At 66.8% G+C, this 14,434-nt stretch carries 14 protein-coding genes; 4 read left to right on the forward strand and 10 right to left on the reverse strand.

The window, feature by feature from the left end; genetic code table 11:
• The first annotated feature begins 55 nt into the window (after window positions 1-55).
• Window positions 56-730, forward strand: coding sequence for a response regulator (locus DL544_RS11625; protein ID WP_065177697.1), 675 nt, complete (start codon window positions 56-58; stop codon window positions 728-730).
• A complete protein-coding gene (locus tag DL544_RS11630) occupies window positions 723-2,096 on the forward strand; it encodes a sensor histidine kinase (RefSeq protein ID WP_095377509.1) in 1,374 nt (457 codons plus the stop codon). Before DL544_RS11625 ends, DL544_RS11630 begins: the two co-directional genes overlap by 8 nt.
• A 143-nt stretch (window positions 2,097-2,239) precedes the next feature.
• On the opposite strand, the gene DL544_RS11635 is transcribed toward DL544_RS11630, so the two are convergent.
• On the reverse strand, window positions 2,240-4,591 hold the full coding sequence (locus tag DL544_RS11635) for a GH92 family glycosyl hydrolase (RefSeq protein WP_139727174.1): 2,352 nt from the start codon (window positions 4,589-4,591) through the stop codon (window positions 2,240-2,242).
• 460 nt (window positions 4,592-5,051) lie between these two features.
• Between DL544_RS11635 and DL544_RS11640 the strand changes: the two genes are divergently transcribed.
• Complete coding sequence (locus DL544_RS11640) at window positions 5,052-5,297, forward strand: hypothetical protein (protein ID WP_065177694.1); 246 nt, start codon at window positions 5,052-5,054, stop codon at window positions 5,295-5,297.
• 59 nt (window positions 5,298-5,356) lie between these two features.
• Here the strand turns inward: DL544_RS11640 and DL544_RS11645 are convergent, their stop codons facing one another.
• The gene (locus DL544_RS11645) at window positions 5,357-5,680 is read right to left on the reverse strand and encodes a thioredoxin family protein (RefSeq protein ID WP_065186506.1); all 324 of its coding nucleotides are present in this window, start codon (window positions 5,678-5,680) and stop codon (window positions 5,357-5,359) included.
• Between the two features lie 5 nt (window positions 5,681-5,685).
• Entirely contained in the window at window positions 5,686-6,105 is a 420-nt protein-coding gene (locus DL544_RS11650) for a host attachment family protein (protein WP_139727175.1), read from the reverse strand.
• A 568-nt stretch (window positions 6,106-6,673) separates the two neighbouring features.
• Between DL544_RS11650 and proP the strand changes: the two genes are divergently transcribed.
• A complete protein-coding gene (gene proP, locus DL544_RS11655; protein WP_139727176.1) occupies window positions 6,674-8,161 on the forward strand; it encodes a glycine betaine/L-proline transporter ProP in 1,488 nt (495 codons plus the stop codon).
• 84 nt (window positions 8,162-8,245) lie between these two features.
• Here the strand turns inward: proP and DL544_RS11660 are convergent, their stop codons facing one another.
• From DL544_RS11660 to DL544_RS11690, 7 genes are all read right to left on the reverse strand, one after another.
• Entirely contained in the window at window positions 8,246-8,863 is a 618-nt protein-coding gene (locus DL544_RS11660) for a hypothetical protein (RefSeq protein WP_065186509.1), read from the reverse strand.
• Window positions 8,864-8,926: 63 nt separating this feature from the next.
• On the reverse strand, window positions 8,927-9,553 hold the full coding sequence (locus tag DL544_RS11665) for an ATPase (protein WP_065196383.1): 627 nt from the start codon (window positions 9,551-9,553) through the stop codon (window positions 8,927-8,929).
• A gap of 3 nt (window positions 9,554-9,556) precedes the next feature.
• Complete coding sequence (locus tag DL544_RS11670; RefSeq protein ID WP_065177688.1) at window positions 9,557-9,898, reverse strand: type II toxin-antitoxin system prevent-host-death family antitoxin; 342 nt, start codon at window positions 9,896-9,898, stop codon at window positions 9,557-9,559.
• 70 nt (window positions 9,899-9,968) lie between these two features.
• Entirely contained in the window at window positions 9,969-11,555 is a 1,587-nt protein-coding gene (locus DL544_RS11675) for a sensor histidine kinase (protein WP_065177687.1), read from the reverse strand.
• Window positions 11,556-11,564: 9 nt separating this feature from the next.
• Window positions 11,565-11,969 carry a response regulator gene (locus DL544_RS11680; RefSeq protein WP_005416747.1) on the reverse strand — a complete coding sequence of 135 codons (405 nt, stop codon included), beginning with the start codon at window positions 11,967-11,969 and terminating at the stop codon, window positions 11,565-11,567.
• 136 nt (window positions 11,970-12,105) lie between these two features.
• Window positions 12,106-13,560: a surface lipoprotein assembly modifier gene (locus DL544_RS11685; RefSeq protein WP_065186510.1), complete on the reverse strand. Its 1,455-nt coding sequence runs from the start codon at window positions 13,558-13,560 to the stop codon at window positions 12,106-12,108.
• Window positions 13,561-13,650: 90 nt separating this feature from the next.
• On the reverse strand, window positions 13,651-14,415 hold the full coding sequence (locus DL544_RS11690; protein ID WP_065186511.1) for a Slam-dependent surface lipoprotein: 765 nt from the start codon (window positions 14,413-14,415) through the stop codon (window positions 13,651-13,653).
• Window positions 14,416-14,434 lie beyond the last annotated feature (19 nt).

The following is a 14,434-nucleotide window of genomic DNA, read 5'->3' on the forward strand; positions in this document are numbered from 1 at the left end:
ACGGTAAGGTGACGCACTTGCGCCAAACTTGCCCCAACCTTGCACGAAGCTTGCAATGCGAATCCTGCTGATCGAAGACGACGCCGCCCTGGCCGATGGACTGATCCGTGCCCTGCAGGGCGCGGGTCATCTGTGCGACCACCTCTCGCGCGGGCTGCATGCACCCGCTGCACTGGCCAGCGCGCCATATGACGTGATGGTGCTCGACCTTTCATTGCCCGACGTCGATGGCCTCGACCTGCTCTCGCGCCTGCGCAACGACGGTGTCACCCTGCCGGTGCTGATCCTCACGGCGCGCGATGGCGTGGAGGACCGCATCCTCGGCCTCGACCGGGGTGGCGACGACTATCTCGCCAAGCCATTTGCACTGGGGGAACTGGAAGCCCGCCTGCGTGCGCTGTCGCGTCGCCGCAGCGACGCACCGGCGCAGAAGCGGTTGGGCCGTTTGTGCTTCGACAGCATCCGCAATGAGGCGCAGGTGGACGGCCAGCGCATCGAACTGACCGCCCGCGAGCTGTCGCTGGTCGAAGCACTGATGCAGCATCCCGGCCGCACCGTCACCAAGCAGCGCCTGTTCGACGCTTTGTACAGCTGGGACCACGAGGCCAGCTTGTCGGTGATCGAAGTGCATGTCAGTCGCCTGCGCCGCAAGCTGGAACACGCGCGTGCCGGCGTCGGCATCCGCATGCTGCGTGGCCTGGGTTATCGCCTGGAGGCCAGCGGTGACTGAGCGCGTGCACAGCCTGCGGAGCCTGCTGCTGCGCCGCCTGTGGCTGCCGCTGCTGGTGCTGCTGATGTGCAGCGCGGTGGGTTCCTTCGCGCTGGCGCGCTTCTACGCCGGTCAGGTCTATGACCGCTGGCTGCTGGACTCGGCGATGTCCCTGTCCGAGCTGGTGACGGTACAGGAGGGTCATGCATCAATCGAGATCACGCCCGCGGTGTCACGTATGTTCAGCTGGGACACCGCCGACGAAGTGCATGGCGAAGTGGTCGATGCTGCGGGTGGACGCTTGTATGGCGACTTGGCCGAAGCGCTGCCGCGCCCGGCCACCGCCGCATCAAGCGACGACGCGGTTTATTACGATGCGCGCCTGCGCGGGCAGCCGGTGCGCATGGTCGAAGTCCTCGTCAGTGCCGGACCGGGCCACGATATCCGGCTGCGCGTAGCCGAGACGCTGCGCAAGCGCCACCGGCTGGAGCGCAAGCTGCTGCTGACCAGCATCCCGTTCCAGGCTGCGATCCTCACGCTTGCCGCGTGGCTGGCCTGGTCCGGGACCGGCGCGGCCGCACGCCATGCCAACCAGGTGGCGCGGCGCTTGGCCAGCCCCCGCCCGGACCCACTGGCGCCCCTGGAACCCGCGCAGGAGGCGCCACGCGAGCTGTGGCCGGCGGTGGAGGCCTACAACGCGCTGTTGCAACGACTGGACGCCATGCAGGCCGCGCAACGGCGCTTCGTCAGCAATGCCGCGCACCAGCTGCGCACGCCGCTGGCGGCAATGCAGGTGGAGCTGGAGAGCTCACTCCGCCACCAGGATCCGCAGGCCCAGCAACTGGCGTTGTCCGGCACGCTGGCCGGGCTGGCACGGCTGCAGCACCTGGTCAACCAGCTGCTGATGCTCAGCCGCTCGGAAGATCCACAGGGCAGCGCACTGCCGCTGCAGCCTCTGGATCTGGCCGCGCTGGCGCGTGGCGTGGTCGAGCGCTATGCCGACCGCGCATTGGTGGCGGGCGTGGACCTGGGTTACGACGGACCCGACGACGGCGTGCAGCTACAGGGCGATGCGCAGTTGCTGCGCGAGGCGCTGGGCAACCTGCTGGACAACGCGCTGCGCTATGGCGCCACGCCCGGAGTCATCACCCTCGGCGTTCGGCAGGGAACCGACGGCGTGCAGGTATGGGTGGACGATGACGGCGCCGGCATCGCCGAAGCCGAACGCGCGCGCGTCACAGAACGCTTCTACCGGGCCAGCAGCGAGGGCGACGGTTGCGGGCTGGGGCTGGCGATTGTGGCCGAGATCGCGCAGCGACATGGCGCGACCTTGATGATTGATACCGCCCCGATCGGCGGTGCGCGGGTGGGGTTGCGGTTTCGTTGACCTTTGTCGAATTGCCCTTGTAGAGCCGAGCCCATGCTCGGCTGCTTTTGGCACGGTGCCTGAGCCGAGCATGGGCTCGGCTCTACAGGTATCAGGTCACCCGTGAAGCGTGCCGACCAAGGTCGGTACCTACCACGTGCGCATCACCGGCTCATCGAATACGGCGCCTGCGCGCCCTGCCCCGGCCAGTCCTTGTTCGGCTCGGCCTGCATGCTGAAGCGCAGTTCGCCACCGGCCAGGATCTCGTCGTGGCGCAGGAAGGCACGCTGCAGCGGCTTGCCATTCAACGTCACGCTGCCCACATAGGTGTGCTTGTCATCCAGACCCTCGGCCACGATGGTGAACGTCTTGCCGTTCGGAAGACGCATCGCGGTCTTCGGCAGGAACGGACGGCCCAGGATGTACTCGCCCGAGCCCGGCGCCACTGGGTAGAAGCCCAGCGCGGTGAACACATACCAAGCCGACATCTGGCCAACGTCATCATTGCCGGCCAGGCCATCGGGACGGTCGGCATACTGGGTATCCATGATCTGCTTCAGCCGCGCCTGCGTGCGCCACGGCTGGCCGGCATACGAATACAGGTAGGCCACGTGGTGGCTGGGCTCGTTGCCGTGCGCATACCAGCCGATCAGGCCGGTGATGTCTTCCATGTGCTCGAAGATCGATGGATCCACCTTGGCGTTGAACACCTCGTCCAGGCGCGCGAGCAGCTTGTCGCTGCCCCCGTGCGCGGCGGCCAGGCCGGCGACGTCCTGCGGCACGTACCACGAGTACTGCCAGGCGTTGCCTTCGGTGTAGTCGGTGCCGTAGCCGCTGGCGCTGGGGTCGAACGGCGTGCGGAAGCTGCCATCGCGCTTGCGCGCGCGCATGAAGCCGGTGTCCTTGTCGAAGGCATTGCGCCAGTTGCCTGCGCGCTTGTCGAAGGTCGCCGCGATATCGGCCTTGCCCATGGCCTGCGCCATGCGTGCGATGGTCCAGTCGTCGAAGGCGTACTCCAGCGTCTTGCTGGCCGCTTCACCTTCCTCGTCGATCGGCACATAGCCCAGCTCGCGGTACTGCGCGATGCCATCATACGGGCCGTAGTTCGCGGTCTCGACCATCGCGTTCAAAGCCTTGTCCGCATCGAAGCCACGAATGCCCTTCACGTAGGCATCGGCGATCACCGGCACGGCGTGGTAGCCGATCATGCACCAGTCCTCCAGGCCGTGGAACGACCACACCGGCAGCATGCCGTAGGGGCTGTGCTCGTGGTGGGCCAGCATGGAGTTGATGAAGTCGCTGTTGCGCTTTCCCGGCTGCACCAAGGTCAGCAGCGGGTGCAGCGCGCGGTAGGTGTCCCACAGCGAGAACGTCGAATAGTGCGTGAAGCCATCGGCCTTGTGCACGGCATTGTCCGCGCCGCGGTACTGGCCATCGGCATCCATGAACAGCGTCGGCCCCAGCATCGTGTGGTACAGCGCGGTATAGGCACTGCGCCGCGCATGTTCCGGCGCGTCAATGTCCAGCACGGACAGTGCCTGCGTCCACTCCTGCTTCGCCTGTGCACGCACGCGGTCGAAATCGAAGTCGGCCACTTCCGCGTCGAGGTTGGCGATGGCACCGGCTTCACTGACCGGCGAGATCGCCACCTTCACCACCAGCGGTGCATCGAGCTTGCCGAAAGCGAACGTACCAACCAGCTGACGACCCTCGATCTGGGCGCGCTGTGCCGGGTCCTTTTCGCCCGGCGGCGGAAAGCCCTTGTAGACGATGTCCTGCTCGGTGTTGTGCAGCTCATGCCCGGCCAGCGGGCGTGAGAAGCGCATCGCAAAGTACAGCTGGCGGCCCGGCGCCCAGCCCCGGGTTTCGCGGAAGCCGGTCACCGTGCCATCGGCGCGCACCCGCACCCGCGACCACAGCACCTTGCCCGGGTAGTCGTACATGCTGGTACGCATGTCCAGCAGCACCTTGGCGTCGGTGCCCTTGGGGAAGGCGTAGCGATGCACGCCCACGCGCGCACTGGTGGTCAGCTCGGCACGCACCTTGTAGTCATCCAGGGTGACTGCGTAGTAGCCCGGCTCGGCCTTCTCGTCAGCGTGGCGGAACCGTGAGGCGTAACCGCTGCGCGGCTTCTCCGGATCGCCGCGCTCCAGCCCGGGATTGCCGGTGAACGGCATCAGCAGGACGTCACCCAGGTCCGAATGACCGGTGCCGGAAAAATGCGTATGCGAGAAACCGACGATGCTGCTGTCGTCATAGCGGTAGCCCGCCGCCCAGCCATAGGCCTTTTCACGCGGCTGGATACGCGTGTCCGGGCTGAGCTGGACCATGCCGAACGGCACCGTGGCGCCGGGGTAGGTGTGGCCCTCGCCACCGGTGCCGATGAACGGATCGACCGAGGCGTATGCCTTGTCGGCGGCGGTTCTGGCTGGGGCCGCACTGGCCAGGCCGGAAGCGAACATCGCCGTGGCGGCGACAGCGATCAGGAGACGACGGTCCAGCGTGGGCATCGGCATTTGGATCGATTCAGGTGGTGGTCAGAGAGTAGCACCGGCCCTGCCCTGTCGCATGCTGCAGTGCGGCCGCCGGAACCGGCACGATGATTTGCACATAATTGCATGGCCGGACGACGAATCGCCTCATAGGCTTCCGGCTTCCCGCTTCCAGATCGGTGCCAATACGGCAGTGGATGTCCACACATGCACTTCTGAAAGACCGCGCCTTCGGAGCGGGACAAAGCGAGACGAACCATCAATTGGTGCGCAGCGCCTCGATCTGCCCAGAATGGCGCCGCAGCGGACATCCCGCTGCCGGGATTGGAACCCCGAAAAGAAGGACAGAGATAGCTCGTCGTAACTGCGGCGGGCGCTGCGTGTGGCCGTCAGGCCCTCCGGTATTCTCTGTTCCTTCCGGGAGTTCCAAGCACGCATCGCCCGCCACCCTTGCGGTGGCCCTCGCTTCCCAAGGAGTTTCCGCATGAAACACACGCGTCCGCTCAGCCCGGCCATGGAATCGCTGTTCCAGCGTATCGAACATGCCCTCAACAGTGCCGAAGGCATGGCCATCCTCATCGGTGAGCAGTACGGCCCCGAGCCGAAGCCACCCGCACCGATGGGCTACAACGCCAAAGAGATCGCCGACGCGATGGTCATGCTGAGCCAGCATGGTCGGTCGTTGCTGCAGAAGCCGCGTGCGGAAGCGGAAAAGGTGACCTATCACTAGACCGCGACGCAGCCGAACCTGCTCGGCGCCGTGCGCACCGCACGCAGCGATTGCTGCCCTCAGCCCGGCAATGCGCCCTGCAAGGTGGCGAGGTCGGCGCTGTCGATCGGCCTCACCACCCGCGCCACCTCCTGGCCGTCATGCAACAGCACCACGGTGGGCCACAGTTTTACCTTGAAAGCACGCCCCAGCGGCTTTCCCTTGCCATCCTCGATCTTCCAATGCACCGGATCGTGGGCGTCGACAAACGCCTGGAGTGCGGGCTGCGCGGCCTGGCAGTGACCACACCAGGGTGCACCGAACTCGAGCAGCAGCCAGCCCGCCTGCGCGTCCACGTCCGCGCCAGCGGGCTCCGCCGCCAGGTAGTCACGCATGAACGGCATGCCGGTTACGCCGCCAACGCTTTCTGGATATCCGCCAGCGGGGCGTTTGTCAGGTCCTTGGCAATGTCGCCCAGCAGGCGGGCCTGGACCTCCTTGTGCAGCAGCGGGCGGATACGGCCCAGGGTGGTGGGGTCTGCCACCAGCACCAGGTGTGCAAAGCGGTTGTTGAGCGCATCTTCGTTCAACTGCTCCGCCACCTGCTTGGCGAACGTCGCCTCGTTGAGCTGCGAAATGGACATGTCTTTCGGCACCGCACCGGCCGCCGGCCCCTGCCCGGAGACACCCTGCTCGCTGATGTCCTGCAGGCGCAGTTCGCCTTCCTGCTTCAACGCCAGTTGATGTTCGTTGCCGACGTTGGTGAACACGCGGGCCGAACCACCATCGGCGACGATGATCAGCGTACCTTCGGGAATGCGACGGGTCATGCGATGCTCCTTCTCGATTGCGTTCAGCGCTACCGTAGACAGCGTTGCGTGAGCGCTGCGGCCAGAGTTCGTTCAACGCATGTCATTGCACGCTGCGCGGATGAACAGGCGTGATGGAACACAGCGTGCAGATCAGGCCGCTTCTCTGCATGCTCACGCCGATGCCGTTATGATGAACGGATGATCGACATGACCCACTACGTGACGGGCGCACCTGTTACGTGGAAAGCACTGCCGACCGGCGCTTCGCTTGCCACGATGGCTCCCGCCCTGCCCTTCCACCGCCTCGCGCTGGATCCTGGCGGATGACGCCCGCAGGCGCTCTGGCCTGCCCTCCCTACGCTGCTGTGACCTCCGGCCGCTGACTGCGCGACCGCAGTGATCCTGTTGCTGCGTTTCCGCCGTTGCGGCGGTGCGTTGCCGTGCGCGTGGCGTCGTGCCTGCACACATTCCCCGGCCCCCACGCCACTCACCGATGCCCCTGCGCCACCTGCGCCTGCATCGCCGTTTCCGATTTCCGGGACCTAGCCCACCGTCTATTCACCTCTTCCACTTACAAGGGAGCCCCATGCAGGACACCCCCGATGCACACGCCCACTTCGGCTGGTTCAAACGCCGCCGCCACCTGAAGGTCGATGAGATCACCGTCGTCGACAAGCCCATGCTCAAGCGCGCCGTCGGCGCGGCCGCACTTGGCAATGCCATGGAGTGGTTCGACTTCGGTGTCTACGGCTATCTGGCGGTCACCATCGGCCAGGTGTTCTTCCCCTCCAGCAATCCCACCGCGCAGGTGATCGCCGCGTTCGCCACGTTCACCGTAGCGTTCCTGGTACGGCCGCTGGGCGGCCTGGTGTTCGGCCCGCTGGGTGATCGCTACGGCCGCCAGAAAGTGCTGGCGTTCACCATGGTCCTGATGGCGCTGGGCACCTTTTCGATCGGCCTGATTCCCGCCTACGAGCGCATCGGCATCTGGGCACCGGTGCTGTTGCTGCTCGCACGCGTGGTGCAGGGCTTTTCCACCGGCGGTGAATATGGCGGCGCGGCGACCTTCATCGCCGAATACTCCACCGACCGCAACCGCGGCCTGATGGGCAGCTGGCTGGAGTTCGGCACGCTGGGCGGCTATATCGCCGGCGCCGGTACCGTGACCGCGCTGCACATGGTGTTGAGCAGCGAACAGATGCTGGACTGGGGCTGGCGCATTCCGTTCCTGGTGGCCGGCCCGCTGGGCCTGCTCGGCCTGTACATGCGCATGAAGCTGGAGGAAACCCCGGCGTTCCGCGCCTTCGCCGAGGAAGCCGAGAAGCGCGAGCACGACCGGCCCGGGCTGGGCGCGCTGTTCCAGGTGCATGGCCGCCAGCTGCTGGTGTGCATGGGCCTGGTACTGGTGTTCAACGTGACCGACTACATGCTGCTGACCTACATGCCCAGCTACCTCAGCGTCACCATGGGCTATGCCGAGAGCAAGGGCCTGCTGCTGATCATCATCGTGATGCTGGTGATGATGCCGCTGAACATCGTCGGCGGATTGTTCAGTGACCGGCTGGGCCGCCGGCCGATGATCATTGGCGCCTGCATCGCGCTGCTGGTGTTGGCGGTGCCCTGCCTGCTGCTGGTGGGCAGCGGCAATGACGGACTGATCTTCCTGGGCCTGATGCTGCTGGGGCTGGCGCTCGTGTGCTTCACCAGCTCGATGCCGTCCACGCTGCCGGCGCTGTTCTACACCCCGGTGCGCTACAGCGCGCTGTCGATCGCCTTCAATGTGTCGGTGTCGCTGTTCGGTGGCACCACGCCGCTGGTGACCGCGTGGCTGGTGGAGCGTACCGGCGACCCGCTGGTGCCGGCCTATTACCTGATGGGCGCGGCGGTGATCGGCCTGGTGACCATGCTGTTCGTGAAGGAAACCGCCGGCCTGCCGCTGCGCGGTTCACCGCCGGCCGTCGGCAGCGACAAGGAAGCGGCCGCGCTGTTGAAGAGCGATGTGCCGGTGACGGTGGACCCGACCTTGCCGCCGCTGCCGGATGTTGCCGAGCCCGAGCAGGTGAAGCCTGCCTGAGGCCGGGTGCAGAATGCGATCCACGCATGGCGTGGATCGATGGGCCAAGTGGCGCCGGGTGGATACGCCCGGCGCTGCATGGCGCTACGTCTTGATGCGGGTCAGCTTCCCCGGCGTCCAACGCAGCGTCCAGGTGTAGTTTCCGTCCGGCGGACAGACGTGGCGGAAATCGCGGGGAATTTCGCAGACCGTTGCGCCTGCGGTAACGGTGAAGGCAACGATGATCCGGTTGCCTTCGATTCGGATCGACTGCACCGCGCCCGGAATCTGGATGCCGGCATCATCGCCATAGCCATACCTGCGGATGGCGGCATAGTCCTCTGCCTCCACCGGCGACAGGCTCTTCGGGTTCTCCTGGCCACGCGGATCGTTCGCTGTCAGCGCCGTCATCACCGCCACCACATTGCTCTGCGCGAAGCTGCCGCCGGTGTAGGTGGACGTGTAGAAATACACGACCTCGGCACGGCCATCGCCATCGAGATCGGCAACAGCGGTCCACACCGGACGGAACTCGGATTCAATGTCATCGCCGGGAATCAGCCGCAGATTGGCTTCGGCGGCCCGATACGCCTGTACCAGGCTGGGCGGCGCCACCACCCGCTTGGACGCGGCCGGCGCGGCCATCGCCGTCAGGCTGGACAGCGCCAGCGCAGCAAGCGCCAGGCAGGTCGAAGCGGAGCGGAACATCGCAGGTCCGTGCATGTCATCCTCCTTGGGTGTGCGGCCAGTCTAACCACAGCCAAGGCATCCCCGCATGGCGTGGATCTAGCGCGGGGTGTTCGATTCCATTGCACGCATCACGATGGGCTTGGCCCAGCCGGGCGTGTGCAGCAGGTCGGCTACGGCAATCGGGTACTGCAGTTCGCCTGCAGCCATGGCCAATACCGGCAGCGGCACCACGCAACCCTGCGCGTCGGCCGGTGCGCTGTTGTCGTAGACGTGCAACTCGGCCAGGTGCGGCAGCAGCTCCAGCAGGTTCGCGCGCGCGGAATCGAAACGCGCGCGGATCTTCTCGACTGGAATGTCATGGCCACCGGCGGCCACCCGCGCAGCAACACGGGCGATATGCAGCTCAACATCGGCCAGCCCACAGAACCAGATCGCCACCTGATGCCGTTCGCAGGCCTCACGCAGCAGGCGCGCAATGGTGTTGCCGCCGAGCGTCGTCTCGAAGGCGAAGTCGGTGCCATCGGCCATGGTCTGGCGCAGGCGGCGGGTGCCTTCCTGCCATGCCTCGGCGTTGGCCTCCGGCAGCGACCAGCCGGCGTCGACCAGGCGACGGGTGAACGCGTCCGGGTTGAACCAGCTCAGCCCTTCGGCGTCCAGCCAGGTGCCCAGCAGCGAACTCTTGCCGGCGCCATTGACACCGGCCAGCGCCAGGATGCGTCCCATCGATCAGAGCGGGCGGCCGAGGGTGACCTTGCGGCCGCGCCGGATCGGCTGGCCCAGCACCTTGCCCAGCCCTTCACCGCGCTGCAGCCCGGCCAGGGTCTGGTCGAACTCGTTGCGCAGGCGCTGCAGTTCCTCGTTGCGCTCACCGGCATCGCCGCCAGCGGCCTTGGCCAGCAGTTCCTGGTAGGTGCGGATGTCCACGATCACCGCTTCCGGGTGATTGTGGTTGGTGATGACCAGCGCCTGCTTTTCGCGCACGGTGCGCATCAGGCTCGGCCAGCCGCGGGTCTTCACCGACGAGGCCGGGGCCTTTTCGAGGCCAGGCAGATCCAGCGGCAGGGTCATGGCACGGCTCCAGGCGGGGCGGATGGGAACCACTATACCCAATTTGGCCAAATTGGAGATAAATGCCCTTTTACCCAGGCAGCCCGGTGTCCGGGGCGTCGGTCTGCAGCAGGCTGTCGCGATCGCGCAGCGGGAAGCGGATCCAGGCATCCAGGCCTTGCGGGGTAAAGCGCAGCTCGCCGCTGCCGGCCAGTTCATAGGGCACCCGCTGCTCGATCAGGACCCGGCCCAGGCCACGCTGGCGTGGCATCTCCCACCCCTCCACCTCGGCATGGCGCTCGCACCAGTGCAGGCCCAGCCACGGCTGCCCGTCCTGCACCTGCAGGTGCCAGCAGACATCGACCCGCCCGTCCTCGTGGGCCAACGCGCCGTGCCGGAGCGCATTGGCGGCCAGCTCATGGATGGCCAGCGACAGTACTTCGGCCGCCTTCGGTGGCAACAGCACATCCTCGCCCTGCAGGTGACAGGCGGCGGCCGCCGGTGCCTGCGCCGCGATCTCCTCCTCGAGCATGCCGCGCAGGCAGACCCCTACATTGGCGCCGCGGGTCAACAGGCTCTGCGTGCGCGCCAGTGACATCAGCCGCGCGCACAGGCGCTCGGCATACTCGTCCACGCTGCCGACCGATACGCGGGTCCGCCAGGCAATGGCATGGATGGTCGACATGATGTTGCGCACCCGATGCTGCAGTTCGGCCAGCAGCACCGACTGGCGCTCGGTGGCACGCTTGAGATCGTCGATGTCCACTGCGATCGCGAACACGCCACTCACCGCGCCATCGGCATCACGCAGCGGTGCGGCGGCGACGCGTGTCCAGCGCGCGCGCCCGTCGTCATGGATGAACTGGAACTCCAGGCCCGGGACCATCGTCTCCCCCCGCAGGGCGCGGGCGATGGCGAAATCGTGGGGTTCGATGCGCGAGCCATCGGGATGCACCCCCTGCCACCGATAGTGGTTGGGGCGATCCGTGGAGGGCACCTTGCCGGTGGGAAGATAGGTCCGCATCTGGTCGTTGGACAGCTGCAGGTTGCCGTCGGCGTCGACAATGCAGACACCCACCGGCAGCACCTTAAAGGCCAGCGCCAACCGGCGGTCGCTCTCACGGCGCTTCTGTTCCTCGCGTTCGCGGGCCGCCTGCGCGACGTGCGCAGCGGTCGTTTCGAACATGGTCACCAGCACGCCGTTGATGCACCCGTCCTCCCCGCGTATGGGGCTGTAGGTGATGGTGAACCAGACATCCTCCAAGCGCCCACGCCGCGCCAGCGGATAGAGCTTGTCCTCATAGGTGATGGTCTCGCCCTGCCACACACGCTGGTAGATCGGGCCGTTGATGTGCCAGACCTCGGGCCAGCACTCGCGCGTCGGCTGGCCCAGTCCGCCAGGATGCTTGTCAGCCAGGATCTCGGCATAGCCATCGTTGTAGAGCTGCACCAGCTGCTCGCCCCACAGCACGATCATCGGAAAGCCGTGCGCAAGCATCAGGTCGACGGTGGCGCGCAGGTGCGGCGGCCATTGCTCGATCGCACCCAGTGGCGTGCCTGACCAGTCGTGCCGGGCAATACGGGCGGCCATGCCGTCATGGCGCGCATGCGCCTGCAGCGACGGCGGCATGCCCGCCGGGCGCTCAACGGCCCGGAGGCCTTCGGTGTGGCGCGACATGCCGCGCAATCAGGCGATGCCCGCAGGGGCCTGCGGCGTCGCCACCAGTCCCGCCAGCTGCTGGACCAGGGCCTCGATGTGATAGGGCTTGGTGCAGCGTGGCGCATCCGCGAAGCGGCTGGGCAGGTTGTCATCGTAGCCAGAGGTCAGCATGAACGGCGTACCCGCTTCGGCCAGCCGGTCGGCCAGCGGATACACCTGTTCACCGCCCAGGTTGATGTCCAGCAGGGCCACATCGATGGGGTTGTCATCCAGCAGCCGGCCGAGTGCCTGCAGATCCCCGGCCGGCCCCACCACCTGCGCGCCCTTCAGCTCCAGGTAGTCCACCAGGAACATCGCGATGGCGAATTCATCTTCCGCCACCAGTACTCTCAACCCTTTCAGGCCTTCTGGTTTGTTGCCCGCTTCCAGCACGACCGGCGCTCCTCGATACACGCGGCCCACCTCCGCCGCAACGGCCGTAGGATGCGCGAACCGGGCTACAAGGGCGCGTGATGATCGATGAAGATCGCAGCCGCGGCGCATTCACTCCGGCATGGCAGCGGTGCGTTCAGAACGCACGCTCCCATTTCAGGCTGAGCAGGCTGCGGTCATGGCTGTACAGCCAACCGACGTTGCTGTCGATGCAGGCGTAGCGCAGGCTCAGGCTGGGCACCAGCCCGCCCACCGCCAGCCGCTCGCTGCGCACGATGGCGATCAGGTTCTGTTCGTCGTCCTGCCTGCGCGCCTCCAGCAAAGGACTCCAGGCACCATAGTCACGGTGACGCAACGACACGAACACCGTGGCCGTGGTGCCACTCCACTGCCGTGCCGCGCCCAGCCGCAGGCCGTGCTGGCGGTAGCCGTTGGCCGGGTCGGCTGCGCTGCTGTCGGTCAGGTCCACGCCCGCGAACAGGGTCCAGCGCGGGTTGAGCGCGCGGAACCAGGTGGCATACAGCGCGGCCAGTTCGCCATCGTAGTTGTCGGCCAGGCCCGGCTGCCGGTAGCGCTGGCGTTTCCAGTCGGCCTCCAGCTTGAGCAGGCTGCGCGCGTCCAGGGCGTACTGCCATTCGCCGTGCACACCACTGCCGCCCTGCAGGGCGTGGTTGCCCAGCGCCTGGTAGTCATGGCTCGGCGCCAGCTGCAGGGTGTGCCGTGCACTGCGCCAGCTGTAGCCGGCCTGCACGCTGGCGTTGAGCTCGTTGTATGCGCTGTAGCCACGCCAGGCCTGGCCGAACGCCAGCCCACGCACGTACAGGCCATGATGGCCTGCCAACGCCCAGCGCCGTTCCAGGCTGGCGTCGTAGTCCAGGCCGGTGGCGCGCTGCGCTTCGGGCAGCGTGCGTTCGATCAGGCAGGTGTCGCCGACACCGAACAGGCAGGTGCGGCTGGCCGAACTGCGGTTGATGTTGTCGCTCCATGCAGGCCCCGCGGCGACCGCACCCTTCCAGCGCCCGCGTGCCTGCAACGCGTCCAGATAGCTGTCCACGCGTGCGCGCACACCCGCGGTGGCCGGATCGTTGCTGTCGATACCGGCCTTGATTGCACCGAACAATGCCACCGCCTCGCGGTCGCGCTGGTCTTCGGCATAGACGCGCGCCAGTTCAAGGCGGGCGGGCAGGAAGTCCGGCTGCGCTGCCAGCAGCGCTTCGTACTCCTGTGCAGCGCGCGGATGGTCACCGGCCACGCGGGCCAACGCACCCTGCGCGTAGTGGCGCAGCAGCGGATCGTGCCCCGGAAGCTCGAGGTATTCGGCCAGGAACGCCGCAGCGGCCGGCCACTGCTGATGCTGCAATGACAGGTAGAGGGCCTGGCCGAGATCATCGACGGTGCGCTCCACCCGCACGGTCTGGCCATCGATGGTGAGCGTCGGCCGTTGCGATTCGGCCTGCTGCAGGCGCTGCTGGTCCTGCTGCTGGTGGCGCAGTTCACTGCCCTGTTCGAGCACGCGGCGCAGATCGTCCTGCTGGGCGCGCACGTCGGCGGCAACAAGCAGCAGGAACACAAGGGAAATGGGGTGGCGCATGGTCGATCCGTGGCGGTGCATGCAGCGGGCCGAAGCAGGGACTGGCGGATCGCGGCTTGTCCCTGCCCTGCCCCGTCAAGGGCGTGGCAATCAGTTCTTGCTGCCGCCGAAGGCGGTGTCGTACTGGCTGTTGCCGGCGAACGTAGCGATACCGGCCAGGGTGGCGGCGTTGGCGCCGAAGAACTGGCCCTGGCTGTTGCCGGTGACCGAACCGTTGGCCACAGCGGTGCCGGCGAAGGACGCATCGGCGCTGTTGATGTTGGCGCTGATCGCCAGAGTCTGGCCACCACCGGTCAGGCCGCCGGTCAGCTTGCCGGTACCGAAGTTCGCGGCGAAGGTGCCGCTGAGCAGGTTGCTGCCGTTGAACTTGTTCAGGCCAGCCACCGCGTACGTGGCGGTGCCGCTGGGCAACGTGGTGCCCGCACGGTCGCCAGCGAAGTACACCTGGCGATTGTTGAAGCCGCCTGCGGCGCCATCCTTGGACCATTCACCGAACCAGACATCGCCACTGCCCACCTTGACGAAGTTGAAGTGGCCCATGCCGGCATGATTGCCCGGGGTGCCGGTGATCGGCATGGCCAGCGTACGTACGGTCACGTTGCCCACGGTGGTGGGGGCCGAGTATGCGGCCAGGCCCTGGAAATCGACCGGCTTGGCGTTGGAGACGGTGCCGACACCGATGCCGGCCTTGCCTGCGCTGTGCGGGCCGCCATTGACTTCGGAGGCACCGACCTTGACGTACAGCTGCGAATCGGTGGCCGGGCTGGCCGCACCGACGATGTCGGCGGCCTGGGCGGCACCGGCCAGGGCGAAGGTGGCGGCCATGGCCAGTACGGAACGGGAGATCATCTTCATGGAACTACTCCTTGGGTTG

It is taken from the genome of Stenotrophomonas sp. pho (assembly GCF_006228405.1).
Lineage (GTDB): Bacteria > Pseudomonadota > Gammaproteobacteria > Xanthomonadales > Xanthomonadaceae > Stenotrophomonas > Stenotrophomonas sepilia.